At 63.9% G+C, this 17,075-nt stretch carries 10 protein-coding genes, 3 pseudogenes and 1 riboswitch; of the genes and pseudogenes, 3 read left to right on the top strand and 10 right to left on the bottom strand.

Annotated features, from left to right (window positions below):
* Window positions 1–204: 204 nt before the first annotated feature.
* The 8 genes and pseudogenes from IVA96_RS20360 to IVA96_RS20325 all read right to left on the bottom strand — a co-directional run bounded on the left by IVA96_RS20360 (window position 205) and on the right by IVA96_RS20325 (window position 10,695).
* Complete coding sequence (locus tag IVA96_RS20360; protein ID WP_247418850.1) at window positions 205–702, bottom strand: hypothetical protein; 498 nt, start codon at window positions 700–702, stop codon at window positions 205–207.
* Window position 703: 1 nt separating this feature from the next.
* Window positions 704–2,875, bottom strand: a complete 2,172-nt coding sequence (locus IVA96_RS20355; RefSeq protein WP_247418848.1) for a heavy metal translocating P-type ATPase — start codon at window positions 2,873–2,875, stop codon at window positions 704–706.
* On the bottom strand, window positions 2,875–4,014 hold the full coding sequence (locus tag IVA96_RS20350) for an OpgC domain-containing protein (RefSeq protein WP_247418846.1): 1,140 nt from the start codon (window positions 4,012–4,014) through the stop codon (window positions 2,875–2,877). The genes IVA96_RS20355 and IVA96_RS20350 overlap by 1 nt, the downstream gene beginning before the upstream one ends.
* Window positions 4,011–7,205 (bottom strand): annotated as a pseudogene (locus tag IVA96_RS20345) (CusA/CzcA family heavy metal efflux RND transporter). The gene IVA96_RS20350 and the pseudogene IVA96_RS20345 overlap by 4 nt, the downstream one beginning before the upstream one ends.
* A pseudogene (ihpB, locus tag IVA96_RS20340) lies at window positions 7,198–8,197 on the bottom strand (divalent metal ion exporter adaptor subunit IhpB). The pseudogenes IVA96_RS20345 and ihpB overlap by 8 nt, the downstream one beginning before the upstream one ends.
* Window positions 8,194–9,453 (bottom strand): annotated as a pseudogene (ihpA, locus tag IVA96_RS20335) (divalent metal ion exporter subunit IhpA). Before ihpA ends, ihpB begins: the two co-directional pseudogenes overlap by 4 nt.
* Before the next feature lie 53 nt (window positions 9,454–9,506).
* Window positions 9,507–9,863 (bottom strand): hypothetical protein, encoded by a 357-nt coding sequence (locus IVA96_RS20330; RefSeq protein ID WP_247418844.1) that lies wholly within the window; start codon window positions 9,861–9,863, stop codon window positions 9,507–9,509.
* A gap of 622 nt (window positions 9,864–10,485) precedes the next feature.
* Window positions 10,486–10,695: a GDCCVxC domain-containing (seleno)protein gene (locus tag IVA96_RS20325; RefSeq protein ID WP_247277366.1), complete on the bottom strand. Its 210-nt coding sequence runs from the start codon at window positions 10,693–10,695 to the stop codon at window positions 10,486–10,488.
* A gap of 347 nt (window positions 10,696–11,042) precedes the next feature.
* A riboswitch (cobalamin riboswitch) is annotated at window positions 11,043–11,238 on the top strand.
* A 107-nt stretch (window positions 11,239–11,345) separates the two neighbouring features.
* On the opposite strand from IVA96_RS20325, the gene IVA96_RS20320 reads away from it, so the two are divergent.
* The 3 genes from IVA96_RS20320 to IVA96_RS20310 all read left to right on the top strand — a co-directional run bounded on the left by IVA96_RS20320 (window position 11,346) and on the right by IVA96_RS20310 (window position 15,153).
* Complete coding sequence (locus IVA96_RS20320; RefSeq protein WP_247418842.1) at window positions 11,346–12,329, top strand: TonB-dependent receptor plug domain-containing protein; 984 nt, start codon at window positions 11,346–11,348, stop codon at window positions 12,327–12,329.
* Between the two features lie 125 nt (window positions 12,330–12,454).
* Window positions 12,455–13,621 (top strand): TonB-dependent receptor, encoded by a 1,167-nt coding sequence (locus tag IVA96_RS20315; protein WP_247418840.1) that lies wholly within the window; start codon window positions 12,455–12,457, stop codon window positions 13,619–13,621.
* 2 nt (window positions 13,622–13,623) lie between these two features.
* Window positions 13,624–15,153, top strand: coding sequence for a PepSY domain-containing protein (locus IVA96_RS20310; RefSeq protein WP_247277743.1), 1,530 nt, complete (start codon window positions 13,624–13,626; stop codon window positions 15,151–15,153).
* A 374-nt stretch (window positions 15,154–15,527) separates the two neighbouring features.
* Here IVA96_RS20310 and IVA96_RS20305 read toward each other — a convergent pair whose 3' ends face one another.
* Together IVA96_RS20305 and IVA96_RS20300 are read right to left on the bottom strand one after the other, a co-directional pair.
* Window positions 15,528–16,139, bottom strand: coding sequence for a class I SAM-dependent methyltransferase (locus IVA96_RS20305; RefSeq protein WP_247418839.1), 612 nt, complete (start codon window positions 16,137–16,139; stop codon window positions 15,528–15,530).
* Window positions 16,140–16,235: 96 nt separating this feature from the next.
* Window positions 16,236–16,955: a cytochrome c family protein gene (locus IVA96_RS20300; protein WP_247418838.1), complete on the bottom strand. Its 720-nt coding sequence runs from the start codon at window positions 16,953–16,955 to the stop codon at window positions 16,236–16,238.
* Window positions 16,956–17,075: the final 120 nt, after the last annotated feature.

Here is a 17,075-nt window from a genome sequence, read left to right as displayed (position 1 = left end):
CTCCACCCGTTCAGGCGGCTGGGTCGGTGCGGCTATGGTCGCCGCTTCGTCGGCAAAAACGGGCTGCTGGCCATCTTTGCGGCACATAGCACTCGACGGCATGGTTCGGGCATCCGGAGCGCCCCCAAGCTGGCGGATTGACGATCCGAGCAGCCGGGACGCTTGGATACCACCTGGAATCGACGCCGACGAGTGATGGGGCGCTTACCGCCCGGTTTTCCGTGCTCTCGACGGAGCGAAGCGCCGGCCGTTCCAAGCGAACGACCTGACACCCGCGGCATCGACGACCTCGATGCCCGCCGTCCCGCCCTCCTTCGTCAATTTCATGTCACGTGCGTAGACGCTGAAGACGAGCCACTGGCGTCTGCCGTCGTCTGCGAAGACCTCGTGGAGGCAGCCGCTCGGGCGGCACACCAGAGACGGCCTGGCGCAGGCGAAGTCTTCGAAGTGCTGTGCCCTAAAGCGCAGTCCCGACGCTTCGATGAATACCAAGAAATAGTGTGACCGGGCCGGCGCATTGCCGCAGGCCTCGACGTGCCCCGCGACATGGCGGCGGATATCCTTGGGCAGTCCCTCGATGTGTTCGGGTGCCCAGGGGCGCTCGGCGGCCATGCTGCCGCGGGAGTTGGCCTGGCCTGTCATCGTCGTTGAGAGCAAGAGAGCTAGGACAGATTTCGCAAAGATCGCGGCCGGCGCTTTCATGCTACCCTCCCGAAGGTTTGAGCAGACGCAGCGCGTTCACGGTCACCAGCACGGTCGCGCCGGTATCGGCGAGGATGGCGGGCCATAGACCGGTGATCCCGACGACGGTGGTGACCAGGAAGACCGCCTTAAATCCCAGCGCGATGCTGATGTTCTGCCGGATGTTGCTCATGGTCCGCTTGGACAAATCGACCATGGCCGCGATGTCCGACACGCGACCGTGCAGCACCGCGGCGTCCGCCGTCTCCAGCGCCACGTCCGTGCCTCCGCCCATGGCGATGCCGACGTCGGCGGCGGCGAGCGCCGGCGCGTCGTTGATGCCGTCGCCGACCTTTGCCACCACGGATCCCTGTTGCTGGAGCCGGCCGACGATGCGCTGCTTGTCCTCGGGTAGAAGCTCGGCCTCGACTTCGATCCCGAGCTGTTTGCCGATTGCGACGGCCGTCCGCCGGTTGTCGCCCGTCAACATCATCCTCCGGATGCCCGCGTCCGATAGCAGCTTGAGACCCTTTTCGGCGTCAGGACGGGGCTCGTCGCGCATGGCGATCGCACCTGCGATCTTCTCGTCGATGACGAGCAAGGAGACGGTCTTACCTTCGTCGTTGAGCACCGCGATCCGCGCCTGCTGCGCGTCCGAAAGGGCCGCCAATTCCGCAGCCGCCTTCGGTGAACCGAGGAAAACCTCCATCCCATCCACGATCGCGCGCACGCCCTTGCCGCGGTTAGCCGACGCGTTGGAGGCCGGCGGGATCCGCGTCTTCGCCTCCGCCGCTTTCGACAGGATCGCGGTGGCAAGCGGATGGCTCGATCCGGATTCGAGCGCCGCAGCCATCCGCAGAACGTCCTCCGCGCTGCGGGAGAAGCCGACGATGTCCGTCACCTGCGGCTTGCCCGCGGTGAGCGTGCCAGTCTTGTCGAAGCAGGCGACCGTTATCCGGCCAATCTGCTCGAGCACCGCGCCGCCCTTGAGCAGAAGCCCCCGGCGGGCGCCGGCCGACAGGCTGGCGGCGATGGCCGCGGGCGTGGAGATGACGAGAGCACAGGGACATCCGATCAGGAGGACGGCCAGCCCCTTGTAGATCCAGCCGACCCAGTCACCGCCGAACAGAAGCGGAGGTGCGACGGCGACAAGGGCCGCAACCACGACCACTCCGGGGGTGTAGTACCGTGCGAACCTGTCGATGAAGCGCTCGGTCGGCGCCTTGGACTCCTGCGCCTCCTCGACCAGGCGCACCACCCGCGCGATAGTGTTGTCGGCCGCCGCGGCGGTCACCCGCACCCGCAGCAGGCCGTCGCCGTTCACGGTGCCGGCGAACACGGTCGCTGCCGCGCCCTTCCGGACGGGCGTGCTCTCGCCGGTGACCGGCGCCTCGTCGACCGCGCTCTCTCCGGAGAGGACGACACCATCGGCAGGAACGCGGTCGCCGGGCCTGACCTGGATCGTCGCTCCGATTTGCAGGCTGTCGGCGGGCACGTCCCGCACACCACCGTCATGCTCGAGGCGAGCGGTCTTCGGAACGAGTGCCGTCAGGCCTTGAATGCTGGCGCGGGCGCGGCCTGCGGCAACACCTTCCAGGAGCTCTCCGATCAGAAATAGAAAGACGACGGTCGCGGCCTCCTCGGTCGCCCCGATGATCACCGCGCCGATGGCTGCGATCGACATCAGCATTTCGATCGAGAACGGAGTGCCAGCCCCCGCAGCCGCAATGGCGCGGCGAGCGACAGGAACGAGGCCGACCAGCATCGCAACCAGAAAAGCCCAGTGCTCGGTGGCGGGCACGGGCTTACCGAACGCGAATGCCGCAGCGAGAGCGATGCCGGATCCGATCGCGAGCATTCCCTTTCGGGTAAGCCACCAGGCGGTGGCATCATCGTCGCTCGAACGGGTCTCCTGTGAGGTTTTTGTTCCTTCGCCCGCAAAGCCGTCGCTCTCGGCCCGCGCCACCCGATAACCAAGACTGGAAATCCGATTCCCGATGTCGTCGCGATCGATGCCGTTGTGTCCCACAGTGACGGTGCCGCCGGCGACGGAAACGGACACGTCGGTGACGCCGGGCATCCGGATCAGAGCGTTCTCGATCTTGGTTGCGCAGCTTGCGCAATCCATGCCCTCCACCCGCAGGCGCGTGGTCTCCACCGACACGACTCCCAGATCCGTTTCTCTGTTGATCATCACGCTGTCCTTAAGGGTCGAGAGCTAGAGGACGATCTGACGTCCTTGATCCAGGTTCGGTAGCTTGCGACTGTCGTCATCGCGCAGATGCCGCCCAAAGCCACGAGCATCTGGAAGGCGATCGATCCGGAGACCAGCTCGATCAGGAAGTGCCCGACGAAGGACAGAAAGATGCCGACGCAGAACACCTCGAGAGAACGCTCGCCGCAGATCGACCCCGGTCGCAACAGCGGCGATGTCAGCCATGAGGCGTCGCGCGGTACGAACCTCGCTACGGTCAGGGCGAGCGCGAGAAAATGCAGGATCCGATAAGGAGCCAGATTGGTCTTGTCGTTCGGGACGAAGACATCGACGAGCGCCTCCGGCATCGCGTCCGCGAAACCGAGACGAGCCGCCAGCGTGATGACTAGCCCGAGGAGCAGAAAAAGCGCTGCCGACAACGCGGCGGCCCGAGATCCGATTAGGCGGCCTATCGTCTCGGTCCGATCGAGCGCGACCCAAGCGCCGATCACGAAGAGAAACTGCCAGGCGAACGGATTGAAGTACCAGAACCCCTCCGGGTAGCTGGGAAGATTCCAGCCGAAGGCGCGGGCGGCCGCGTAGATCGCGAAGGATGTCGCGAGCGCCAGGTTGCGCGAGCGGACGAGCAGCCACAGGACCGGCGGAAACGTCGCCATCAAGGCGATGTAGAGCGGCAGGACGTCTATGTTGAGCGGCTTGAATTCCAGCAGCAGCGCGTGCTTCAGGAATTCGATCGGATCGGCGATCAGGCGACGGATGTTGAACTCGTCCAGAAGGTGCGCGTGGCCGTAGCGCTGGGCGACGTAGCCGATGCTCGCGACGTAGAAGACGAACAGCAGGATGTGCGCGACGTAGATCTGCCAGGCGCGCGCCATGATGCCGACCGCCGCGACGAGGAAGCCCTTTGTCGCCATCGTCCGCGAATAGACGTACGCGACCGTGTAGCCGGACACGAAGACGAACAGATCCGCCGCGTCGCTGAATCCGTAGTTCTTCATCGTGACCCAGGCGACCACGTTGTTGGGAATGTGGTCGAGGAAGATCGCCCAGTTCGCCAACCCGCGGAAGAGGTCGAGCCGGATATCCCGGCGCGCCGGATTCGCCGCCTTTTCCGTCATGCCGTCTCCTCTGCTACCGGTGCCGGCGCGGAGTCCTTCCGGAACAGCACGTAGAGGGCCGGCAGCACCAGCAGCGTCAGGATCGTAGAGGAGATGATCCCGCCGATGACGACGGTCGCCAGCGGCCTCTGCACCTCGGCGCCGGCGCCCGTCGCGATGGCCATCGGAACGAAGCCGAGCGAGGCAACGAGCGCGGTCATCAGCACGGGTCGCAACCTGGTCACGGCGCCTTCATGGACGGCCTCGAGCACGGGTTTTCCTTCGTGTCGGAGCCGCTCGATGAAGGCGATGATGACCAGGCCGTTGAGGACGGCGACGCCCGACAACGCGATGAAGCCGACGCCAGCGCTGATCGACAACGGGATACCCCGCAGCAGCAGCGCCAGGACGCCGCCGGTGAGCGCCAGCGGCACGCCGCTGAACACCAGAAGCGCATCGGCCAGCGATCCCAGACTCATGAACAGCAGCAGCAAGACCAGCAGCAGCGCCACCGGAACCACGATCGTGAGCCGTTTGGTCGCCGAGACCAGTTGCTCGAACTGGCCGCCCCAGCCGATCCAGTATCCGGCCGGGAGCTTGACCTTCTGCGACACCGTGTCCTGCGCCTCGGACACGAACGAGCCGAGATCGCGCTCGCGGACGTTTGCCGTCACGACGATGCGGCGCTTGCCGTTCTCGCGGCTGATCTGGTTCGGGCCGGGCGCGGAATCGACGGTTGCGACCGACGACAGCGGCACGTAGCGCGGCTGTGCGCCCGCCGCCGCAGACAAAGCGGTCTTCGTGAGGGCCGGCGTGCCGGCCTCTTCCGCCGGCAGGGGTATCGGGATCGCCCGGATCGCCTCGATATTGCCGCGCAGCCGCTCCGGAAGACGCACGACGATGTCGAACCGGCGGTCGCCTTCGAACAGCTTGCCGACGCCCTTTCCGCCGACGGCGATTTCCACGATGTTCTGGACGTCGCCGACGCTGAGGCCGTAGCGAGACAGTGCGCGCCGGTCGAGCTTGACGGTGAGGATGGGCAGACCGGCGACCTGCTCGGTCTTCACGTCGGTCGCCCCGCGGATGCCCTGGATCACCGATTGCACTTGCTTGGCGGCGCCCTGCAGCACGTCGAGATCGTCGCCGAATATCTTGACGCCCACGTCGCTGCGGACGCCCGAGATCAGCTCGTTCACCCGCAATTGAATCGGCTGCGAGACCTCATAATTGCTGCCCAGGATGTCGTTGGCCGCCTTCTCGATCTCCTCGACCAGCTCCGGCTTCGTTTTCTCGGGGTCCGGCCACTCGCTGCGCGGCTTGAGCATGACGTAGCCGTCGGAGATCGACGGGGGCATCGGATCGGTGGCGACTTCGGCCGTGCCCGTTCGCGCGAAGAACTCCTTCACCTCGGGCAGTTGCTGGATTCGCCTCTCCAATGCCATCTGCAGGTCGAGCGCCTGCGTCAGGCTCGTTCCGGGAATCCGGATCGCGGCAAGAGCGACATCGCCCTCATCGAGGCTCGGAATGAACTCGCCGCCCATGCGGGTCGCCGCGAAGACGCTCGCCTCCACCACCACGACCGCCGCGAACGCGACGACGCCGCGGAATGCGATCGCCCGGTTAAGGAGCGGCAGGTAGACGCGCTTGGCGGCGCGCATGAAGAGGTTCTCCTTCTCCGACACCTTGCCCCTGACCACGATGGCGACCGCGGCGGGGACGAAAGTGATCGAAAACAGGGCTGCGGCGGCGAGCGCCATCAGCACGGTCAGCGCCATCGGCGTGAACATCTTGCCCTCGACTCCGGTCAGCGTCAGGACCGGCAGGTAGACGACCGCGATGATCAGCGTTCCGAACAGGCTGGGCTTGATGACCTCGGCGGAACTGCGACGGATCGTCTCCAGCCGCTCCCTCAGGTTCAGCAGGCCGCCCTTCTGATGCTGCGCTTCGGCAAGCAGGCGCAGGCAGTTCTCGACGATGATGACCGCGCCGTCCACGATGATGCCGAGATCGATGGCCCCTAAGCTCATCAGGTTCGCACTGACCTTCGTCTCGACCTTGCCGGTGACGGTCATCGCCATCGACAGCGGGATGACGCAGGCTGTCACCAGCGCCGCGCGAAAATTGCCGAGGATCAGGAACAGCACGATGATGACGAGGATCGCGCCCTCGACGAGGTTTGTTTCGACCGTCTTGATCGTCGCCTCGACCAGATGCGTCCGATCGTACACCGCTCGCGCAACCACGCCCTCCGGAAGAGACTTGGCGATGTCTCCCAGCTTGGCGGCCACCCGTTGAGCCACCGCCCGGCCGTTCTCGCCGATCAGCAGCATGGCGGTGCCGAGCACCGTCTCCTAGCCGTTGAGGGTCGCGGCGCCTGTGCGGAGGTCCTTGCCTTCGGTGACTTGCGCCACGTCCTTGACCCGGACCGGCACGCCGCCGCGCGAGCCGATGACGATGTCCTCGATCTCCGCGATATTGGCGACCTGCCCCGGAGTCCGGACCAGGTATTGCTCGCCGTTGTTCTCGATGTAGCCGGCGCCGACATTGGCGTTGTTGGCGGCCAGCGCGGTCATCACGTCGCGGAAGCCGAGCTTATAGGCCATGAGCTTGCCGGGATCCGGCAGCACCTGGAATTGGCGCTCGAACCCACCGATGGTGTTGACCTCGATGACGCCGGGAACGTTGCGGAGCTGCGGCTTGATGATCCAGTCCTGGATCGTGCGCAGGTCGCTTGGGGTGAATTCCTTGCCGCCCGGCGCCTTGGCGCCCTGTTTCGCTTCGACCGTATAGAGGTAGATTTCGCCAAGGCCGGTGGCGATCGGCCCCATCGCGACTTCGACACCTGCGGGAAGCTGGTCCTTCACCTGTTGGATGCGCTCGTTGACGAGCTGGCGGGCGAAGTAGATGTCGGTCCCGTCCCGAAAGACGACCGTGACCTGGCTCAGGCCGTAGCGCGACAGGGACCGGGTGTATTCGAGCTTGGGCAGGCCGCCCATCGCCGTCTCCACCGGAAACGTGATGCGCTGCTCGGTTTCCAGCGGCGAATATCCCGGAGCCTGCGTGTTGATCTGGACCTGCACGTTCGTGATGTCAGGCACGGCGTCGATCGGCAGCCGAGTGAAGTTCCAACCACCGAAGGTCAGAAGCCCGAGCACGAAGAGGATCACCAGCCAGCGCTGGCGGATGGAGAACTCGATGAGGCGCTCAATCATGCTCTGCCTCTCCCTTGCCCATGTCGGCCTTCACGACGAACGAGTTTTCGGCGACATACTTCTCGCCCGGCGATATGCCTGCACGGACTTCCACGAACTTCTGGTCGGAATCCCCGAGCTCGACGGGGCGTGCTTCGAGCTTGTCGTCGTCTTCCCGCACGAACACGACCGTCTTGTTCTCGAAGGTTTGGATCGCGCCCGCCTGCACCGCGACCGGCACCTTCCGCTCGGCAAGGACCAAACGAGCGGTCACGAACAGGCCCGGCCGCAGCCGTCCGTCGGGGTTCGGCAAGATCACCCGCGCGATGGGCCGTCTGCGTTTCGCTTGCCCCGACGGGCGCAAGATAGGAGATCTTGCCCTTGATGTCGCTTGCGGCGTCGTCGGGATCGATCAGCACCTCGTCGCCGATCCGGACGCGCCTGAGATCCTGACGATAGATCGAAAGATCGACCCAGATCGTTGAAAGGTCCGCCACGACGAAGGCCGGCTTCTGCTCGGACACGTATTCGCCGAGCGAAATCTGCCGGTCGATCACGGTGCCGGCGATCGGCGCCTTGAGATCGTACACGGTGAGGCTTTGGTTGCTTTCGATCGAGGCCAGCAGGTCGTCCTTGGCGACCACGTCCCCGATTCGCCTCTTGATGCCGCGCGCGATGCCGGGAAAGCGCGGAGTGACCTGGACCACGGTCTCCTGGTTGGCGCGCAGCACGCCGTTGAAAGACAGGGTGTCCGTCAGGGTAGCCGGTCCGGCTTCGGCGAACGTCGCGCCGGCAGCCGCAAGCTTGACGTCGCTGATCACGATGCGGTCGGCGCCGTGCTCGTCCTTCTCCACGTGCTGGTTGCCGCCCTTGTCCTCCTTGGCTTCGCCGCCTTCATGCTTTTCGGCATGCTGCGTCGCGGCGGGAGCATCGGCCGGCATGAGCCAGCGATAACCGAACGCGCCGGCGGCGGCCGCGGCTACGGCCAGGATGAATGCGCTGGAAGTTCTCATCGTGCGCTCTCCCGCGCCAGAACGAAGGGATTGCCGACGAGCCCTTCGATGGTCGCAACGGCGACATGGTAGTTCTGCAACGCCTCCTGCTCGCGCAGGCGCGCCTGGGTGACGTTGGCCTGGGCATCCAGCACTTCGAGCAGAGAGAAGCGTCCGGCGCCGTAGCCCTGCTCGATCTCGTTGGCGGCAGCTTGGGCCTTGGGAATGCCGGAATCGCGCAGAATAGCGAGCTCCCCCAGCGAGCCCTGCACGGTATCGTAGGCCCGCCCCGCGACGACTAGGAGGGTGTTGCGGTTCGCCTCGCGCTCGGCTCGCGTTTTGGCCAGGCTTTCCTGGGCCGACAGGATATTGCCTTGGTTCTGATCGAACACCGGGATCGGGACCGACAGGGTCAGCCGGACCGCGTCGTCGTTGGTTTCGTTGAAATGCCGCCAGCCGGCGGCGAGACGGACGTCCGGGTAAGGCTTCAGCCGCGCCAGAAGAAGTTCGGCATTGCGCTGGGCGTAGACTGCATTCCACCTCACCAATTGCGGGTTCGCGTCGATGGCCGCGATCACTGCCTGGAACGACGGCGCCCGAGCGGTAGCATCCAGACGTCCGGAGACGCTGGCGAACTTCGGTGAGGTCTCCCCTATGAGCACCCCTAACTCGCGACGGGCGCTGGACAGGCTGGCTTTGGTGCGCTCGCGATCGGCCTTCACCAGGGCGGCGGCGACTTCGTCTCGGCAGGCGACGACGCGCCGGCGTCCACCCTGCGCTGGAGCAAGGGCGTCAGACGCTCGAGCGCGGCGACCTGCTCGTCCAGGATCTGGATGCGCCGCTGCAGCCCGAGCACGTTCAGGAACGCGATCGCCGTCTCGGCAAGGATCTGCAGGCGCACCGCCTTGCGTTCGATCGTGGCTCCTTCCACACCTGCCTGCCCGGCGGCGATGCGGGCCTCGCGCTTCCCGAAGAGCTCGAAGAGCTGGCTGATCTGCAGCGTCGTCTCGGCCGACTTGGTGCCGCGGTAGATACCGGATCCGAAAGAATTGTCCTGTTCGTAGGACAGTTCCGGATTGAGCAGTGCCCCCGCCTGGATGCGCTGGCCGGCGGCGATCCCGACGTCGCGCTCGGCAGCCGTCAGGCGCGGACTGGTCGCGAGCGCGCGCTGCAGCGCCGCTCCGAGGTTGAGGGTCTGCGAATGCGACACCGCGCAACCAGGGACTGACCAGCAACGCCGTCGCGCACGCGAAACGCGTGACGCACTTTGGAAACATGGTGAAAACCTGACGAAAGACGGATCTAGGGCGCGATGCGCCCAGCGGTCATTTCAGGTCAGGAATTTCGGGGGCGGTGGGTCGATTCCGGGCGGCAGACCGCGCCGAACGACCTGCAGCGTGGGTACCATCTCTATCGGGCGCATCACGGCTACCGCTGCAATCACTGGGGCCGGAACGGAGACGGAGAAGCAGCCGTGACAGTGATGGTCGGCCAAAGCGCCCTTGTCGGAATGGCCGATGCCCTTGTCGGCGAAGGAGACGACAACATTGGGCGACGAATTTGTGACATCCAGATCGCACACGCCGTGAAGCACGCCGGCGATCAGGTAGGTCGCGATCACAAATATGGTCATCGCACCGCGCAGCGAGCGCGGCAGGATACGGCCAAATCTGAAGGAAAGGGTCACTCGGGGTTCCGATCGATCGGGCGATGACCGGTACCATGCACTAGGCCGGGGTGTCGATCCGCAACAGTGTTACATCATTATGATCCGGGAACCGGGGGCTCAAGTCACGGGAGGGAACGCTTGACGGAATAGGCGGCAGCTCTGAGCTCCAGCTGCCTCGCGCACGGCAAGGGTGCCAAATAGTCCGAGAGGCTCGCGCGAAGCGTGGATCGATGCTGCATGCTCCCTCCTGTCGTGTATCGTGTCTGCTTGATGAAGTCGGCGATGCGGTCGGCCACGTCTTCCGCGGAAGAAATGATGTTGACCCGGCCGCCGCTCGAATCGACGGCGGTCCACTCAGGTCGATCCAGCGCCCGATCGTTCTACGTCGACAATGGAAAGCAGTTGCCGCTTTGGAAGGACTTGCCTCATTTCACGTACTGGCTGATCCCGATAGCTGTCGGGGTACCGTTCATCGTTCGTTCACTTCTATGGGCCCCGTTAGCGCGAGCTCGCGGCGGAATTCCCACGTGATTAGGGCAAGAGCGACGGCGCAGCAATTGAGGTCCGGACCCCAACGCCGATCGCGTTATCCTCGCGCGAAAGCCCGTGCACTCATCGGCACACGCAGGAAATCGGCAAACTACCCGCAGCAAGCTCCCTTGCCATTCTCTTGGATCGGTGGGCAAGGCACGGTGCCATAGGAGCAGAACACGCAGCAATTGCCCGATTTAGGCTTCAGCCGGGTGCCGCATCCGCGGCAATCGTAAAAGAATTGGCAAGCGTCGGTCGGCATCGTCTCAATGGATCGATGGCCGCATGACGGGCAAATGAGAGTGGATTCGACGTGCATGCCCTCTAACGTAGCATCGCGCGAGCCAGTTTCCAACGATCATCGCCTGGTTGATCCCGGAGGGCACCTTAACGGCAACGATACGAAGGATACGTGCGGAGCTTTGAACGGCATTGGAGTTGTCACCGACGTCGAACGTAGTGTGCGTCGTGATCGCGACCTCGTCGGCCTGTGCGCAAGCAGTAGACCTCACCACGCTCACCGCTGCAACCAATTCATAAGGGATCGACGCGTGATCTGACATGCCATCTCCCGCGGTGTCGAATCCTCGACTTGGCCTGATGATCGGCGCCACGCGCTGACTTCTGCCGCAGCGAAACATCCAATTGACAGCCGTTTGCAAATAAAACTAGGGTGACAACGACGGTTCTCCTTCGGGAGATCAATAGGGAATACGGTGCGGGGATCCCCCAACGCCGTGGCTGCCCCCGCAACTGTAAGCGGTGAGCCTTCGCCAAACGCCACTGGGCCTGCGGACCTGGGAAGGCGGCGAGAGGTAACGACCCGCGAGCCAGGAGACCTGCCGTCAGTCGTGGTCACACGCGAGCACATTGGGCGGGGTGTCCTGGTGGGTGTTGGGGCTGCCTTCTTCTTGAGGCAGCGGCCAAGCTGCGTTCGCGGTGACGTGCCACGTTATCGCGAGTCTGTTGATGACCTCCCGTACAATCTTCGCGCCGCGGTATCGCCGCGCGATTCTGCGCTCAGCTGCATTCTCCTGCCTGGTTTTGTCGACCGACGGCTGGGCACAGTCCGAAAGGACGGTCCAGACGCTCGACCCCGTTGTGGTGCAGTCGCCGGCAACGTCGCCGAGGGCCCAAAGCACCCGACGCAGTTCTGCGACCGCCAGCGCCGCGCGTTTGCGCCAGCAGCGCAACATAGCTGTCAATACCGGTACACAGGTTGCCGCGCCGACTGGTCCTGTCTTCGCCGCACCGACGCTCAACCTCACCGGCGCGAGCACGGCCGGCAGCCGGCTCGGCCTGACGCGACTGCAGACGCCAGCCAGCGTGGAGGTGATCTCCGCTGAAACCATCGCCGAACGCGGCCAGCAGAACATCCTCGACGCGGTGACGCAAAACGCCACCGGCTTCACGGCGAGCCCGGCACCGGGCAATGGCGGCGTCTCGTTCAATACCCGCGGCTTCACGGGCCTTGGCTCCGTCATGACGCTGTATGACGGCACCCAGCTCTATATCGGCGCCGGGACGGTGGCCTTTCCGTTCGACACCTGGTCGACCGAGCGCATCGAGGTGCTGCGCGGCCCTGCGTCGGTGATGTACGGCGCGGGCGCGGTCGGCGGCGCCATCAACGTGGTTTCAAAACTGCCATTGTGGGTCCCTCGCAATCAGGCCGAGATGTCGCTGGACAGCAACATGACCCGGCGAATTGCGGTGGACAGTGGCGGTCCGGTCAGCAAGGACGTCGCCTATCGGATCACCGCCTCCGGCAACATGTCGGATGGCTGGGTCGATCGCGACGACACCTCGAACGTCGCGCTTCATGCCGTGATCCAGATCAAGCAGAACGACGACGTCACCTGGACACTGTCCACGGACTACGGTGACCGCAACCCGTCGCGCTACTTCGGCACGCCGCTGATCAACGGCAGGCTCGATGAATCTCTCCGCTTCTAGAATTACAACGTCAGCGACAGCCACATCCGCTACCAGGATAGCTGGAACCAGGTGAAAACTGAATGGCAGGTGGCCGATGGAATTTCGGTTCAGAACACGCTTTACTATCTGAACTCCAAGCGACATTGGAAGGACGTCCAAGCTACGCCTATAACCCCGCCACCGGCCTGATCAACCGCAGCAGCTATATCGAGATTTTTCACGATCAGCAGCAGGTCGGCAATCGCATGGATGCGAAATTCCGCGGACATGTCCTTGGCATGGCCAATGAGTTCGTCGCAGGTTTCGACGTCAACAGCATCAATTTTACCTACACCAACAATTCACCTTACGGCGGCTCGTCGTCCGTCAACCCATTCAGTTTCGCTCCAGGCGTATTCAACAGCCCGAACCCCACAGTTCCCGGCTATGGCAGCGTAACCAACCAGTACGCGCTGTTTGCCGAGAACAGGCTGTCGGTCACCGAGCAACTGTCCTTGATTGCCGGCATACGTCAGGATGAACCGACAATCGCGCGCACCGACTATGTCTCGCCCGCCAACAGCTTCGAGAAATCGTTCTCTTCGACGACCTGGCGCGCCGGCGCCGTCTATGCACCGGTCAAGGATCTCGCTTTCTATGCCCAATATGCCACCGCGGCCGACCCGGTCGGAGGGCTCGTCTCACTGTCCTCCGCAAACAAGAACTTCGACCTGGCGACCGGCAAGCAGGTCGAAATCGGTGTCAAGCAATCGTTCTGGGGCGGCCGCGGCGAATGGACCCTGGCCGGCTATGAGATCGTGAAGAACAACCTGCTGGCACGCGATCCCAACATTCCGTCGCTGACCGTCCAGGTCGGCCAGCAGTCATCGCGCGGCGTCGAAGCGTCAGTCGGTTTCCTGCTCGATCATTGCTTGCGCATAGATGCCAATACCGCCTTCCTGCGCGCGAAATACGATGACTTCGTGCAGGCGGTGGGCGGCGGAAGCGTGAACTATGCCGGCAACGTACCGGTCAATGTGCCGCAGAACGTCTCCAATATCTGGGCGACCTGGGCCTTCGCACCGAACTGGTCGGCCAACGCAGGCGTGCAGATCGTCGGCAAGACCTATGCCGACAACGCCAACACGGTGACGCGCCCGGCCTACAACATTGTCAATGCCGGCGTGCAGTGGAAGCCCGACCTCAACACCACCGTGTCGTTCCGCATCTACAATCTCTTCGACGAGATCTACACGACGTCGGGCGGCACTACTCAGTGGCTGCTCGGCATGCCACGCACGGCGCAGCTCGCGGTCAACGTGAAGTTCTGAGCGTGTCACGGACCCTCAAACGCACACTCCGGCGGTGGCTGTACATCGGCCACCGCTGGGTCGGTATCGTCACCTGCCTGTTCTTCGCCATGTGGTTCATCTCCGGCGTGGTGATGATGTACGTGGCTTTTCCCGGCCTTTCCGACAAGGAAAGGCTGGCAGCGCTCCCTGATGTCCAATGGGAGAAGGTGGCGCTGTCGCCGGACGACGTGATGAAAGCCGCAGGCGCGACGCGCTATCCGCGCGACCTCCGGCTTTCGATGCTGGCCGACGAGCCGGTGTATCGGATCACCGGCTGGGACGGCAAGCGACAGGCGATCTCTGCAGCCGATGGCCGGATCATCACCGGCGTCTCCGAACAGCAGGCGCTCGCGGTCGCACAACATCATCCCGCGAGCAGATCACCGCAACTCGAAGACATCATCGATCGCGACCAATGGAGCGTAACGGCCCGTTACGATCCGCTGCGGCCGCTTTACCTCATTGCGCTCGGCGACGATGCGGGTACCAGGCTCTATGTCTCCTCGCGCTCCGGCGAGATCGCGCTCGACACCAACCACACCGAACGGGTCTGGAACTGCCTCGGCTCGATCCCGCACTGGATCTATCCGACCGTGCTGCGCAAAGATGGGCCGCTGTGGCGGCTGGTCGTGCTCTGGATCTCCGGTATCTGCCTGATCATCGGCGTCACCGGCATCTGGATCGGGATCCTTCGCGTACGCCTGAAGCGGCGCTATGCCAGCGGCAGGATCACGCCTTATCGTGGCTGGATGGCCTGGCACCACGTCACCGGCCTGATCGCGGGTATCTTCGTGCTGACCTGGACGTTCTCCGGTTGGCTTTCGCTCAATCCCGGCGAATATTTCGCAAGCCGCAACATGACGCGCGAGGTGCTGCAACGCTATGCTGGCCATGATACGCCGACGATTGCGACGAAGCTGCCAACACCGCAATCCGCCGCCGTCGAAGTGCGCTTTGTCTGGCTTAATGGCAGCCCGATGATGATCGCCGCATCGCGTGATGGCACGCAAAGACCGCTGGATGTGACGTCGGGCCAATTCGCAACGCTTCCGCAGGATCGCCTCTGGACTGCCGCAACAAAATTGCTGCCGCAAGCGCGCGTCGTGGAACGGTCAATCCTGAGGGAATACGATGCCTATTGGTATGCCCATCATCAGGACCGCGAATTGCCGGTGCTGCGCGCCGTGTTTGATGATGACGCGAAAACATGGTTTCACATCAGCCCCGTCACGGGCGACATCGTTGGCCGCGTGGACAGCGGCCGTCGCACATATCGATGGCTGTTCAACGCGCTGCACAGTTTCGATTTTCGGTTACTGCTGATGTATCCCCCGGCCTGGGACATTGTGGTGTGGCTGCTCTCGATCCTTGGGACCATCGTCTCGGTGAGCGGTGTCGTTGTCGGCTGGCGCTATCTGAGGTACTTCCGTGTCGTCGAAGCGCCCGGCCGCTGCTGCCGCCGGTGGTTCCGCAGAGGTCAAGTGCTACGCCTGGAACGGCGCGGGCGATAGCCCCTCGGGTGGCTGAGCTTGCAACGTGCTACGGACTGGACCTGCGACCAGAGCCTCGTAGTGTGCACCGGCGGCAGGGCCGAGGCGGATCTGGTCCGCAAATGCGCTCTCCTTGTACGGTAATAAGTCGCTTGCCCTGGGCGATGTGCCGAGATGGACCGAATAATGGAGGCCGACCGGCTGACGTAGCCGACGCCAAGATGTTGCTCGCAAACTTCTGTGCCACTGAAAGCCAACACACTCAGCACCGAGACCGCATTTTGGCGAGAGATAGAAAATTAACCGGGCTCCGCTTCTCCGATCAAGCTGCCACAGAGGTCTTCCTTGCTGCTCCGGCGGCCACTCCTTCGGCGTGATCAGAACTTGCCGCTCTGTCAGCCTGGCCGCGCACTGCCTTCGTACATGAAGGTCATCGGCTTCGGTCCCGCTATGTAGCCGGTCTCGATCCGGTCGATCCGGAATCCCGCATCCTCGATCATGGAGCGGATCGGGCGGTTGAGGTGACAGCCGCCGCTGATGTGCCGCCATGGCGGCGTCAAACGGTCCTGCCACCAACGCACGCTTAGACTAGGCGCCAGGCCATGCTCGGCGAACAGGAGCTTGCCGCCGGGGCGGAGCACCCGGCGCATCTCGGCAAGCGCTACGGCAGCCTGCGGAACGCTGCACAAGGTCCAGGTGGTCACGATGCTGTCGACGGTGCCATCGTCGAGCGGAATGGCTTCGGCGGAAGCTTCGACGAATTGCACGCGCAGGTCCGCATGCACGGCTCCCCGAGCCATGGCGACCAGCTTCGGAGAAGGCTCGAGCGCCAGTATTTCCTTCGCTGGCGAACGATAGAACGGCAAGTTGCGGCCCGAGCCGACGCCGATTTCCAGCACGCGGCCCTCGGCGGCGCCGATCACGCGTTCGCGAAAAGGCAGAAGCTGCTTGTTGCTCATCGCGAGATCGAGAAGGCTCGGCAGCACGAAGTCCTTGTAGAAGTCCATCGAACGCTCCCGAAGCTTGTAACCGCGGTTTCGAAGACGGTTGGAGTGTGCACCACCAACGAGCCCAAACCGAGCCGATCGGAATGCCGGCAAGGCTCAGCACCGCGGCTCGATCATCTTGCTGATCTCCTCGGGCCCCGCGAAAATCACATCGACGCGATCGCCCATCATTCCGGCCGGCACGATGGCCGGAGCCCCGCTCTCCGGACCGTCCTTGCTGGAATCCGTCTTGATCCGGAGATTGCGTTCCCAAAACGCCCGCGTCTTGCCGTCGGCCGTAGTCACACGATAGGTGTCCCGGCAGTGCGTGATGCTAGTCACGTGCTGCGGGGGATCCAGATTCTTCAGATTCGGAACGCGCCCACCTCCCATCATTCCGCCCATCATGCCACCGCCCATCATGCCGCCCCTGCCTTGGGCCATTTGCCGTGGAGCTGCGCCTGGCTTGGTTGCTTCCTTCAGGAAGGCGAGCAGATCGGCGCGCGTGCGAGCATCCTTGATGCCCTCGAACGGCATGGCGTTGTCCGGCACCATGCGTTCCGGATCGGTCAACCAGGCATCCAGCGAGCGGTCATCCCAAATGATCCCCGAAGCTTTCAGCGCGTCGGAGTAGCGGTCGAAACTCGGCAAGCTTCCGGCGTTCCTTCCCCAGACGTTTGCAAGACTTGGCCCCGTCATGTTGCGGTCGGGCTCGAGGGAGTGACATGCTGCACAGGCCCGAAAATCCTGCTCCCCGCGAACTACGCTGTCCTGCTGCGCCCGAGCCGGCGCGGAGACGAGTACAGCAGCGAGAGCCGCAAGTAGAATGCGATGCATGATCAATCTCCTCGGCCCGAGAAGAACAGGTATTTGATCAGCGCGGCCGCGCCCAGCGCGAGCACGACGACGATCAGGACCCAGATCAGCGCCATGCCGCCCATCATTCCAGACATCATC

Origin of the sequence: Bradyrhizobium sp. 159, assembly GCF_023073795.1 — a bacterium.
In the GTDB taxonomy this organism is placed as follows: domain Bacteria; phylum Pseudomonadota; class Alphaproteobacteria; order Rhizobiales; family Xanthobacteraceae; genus Bradyrhizobium.
Note: the sequence above shows the minus strand (reverse complement) of the source record. Positions and strands in the feature narration are given on the sequence as shown.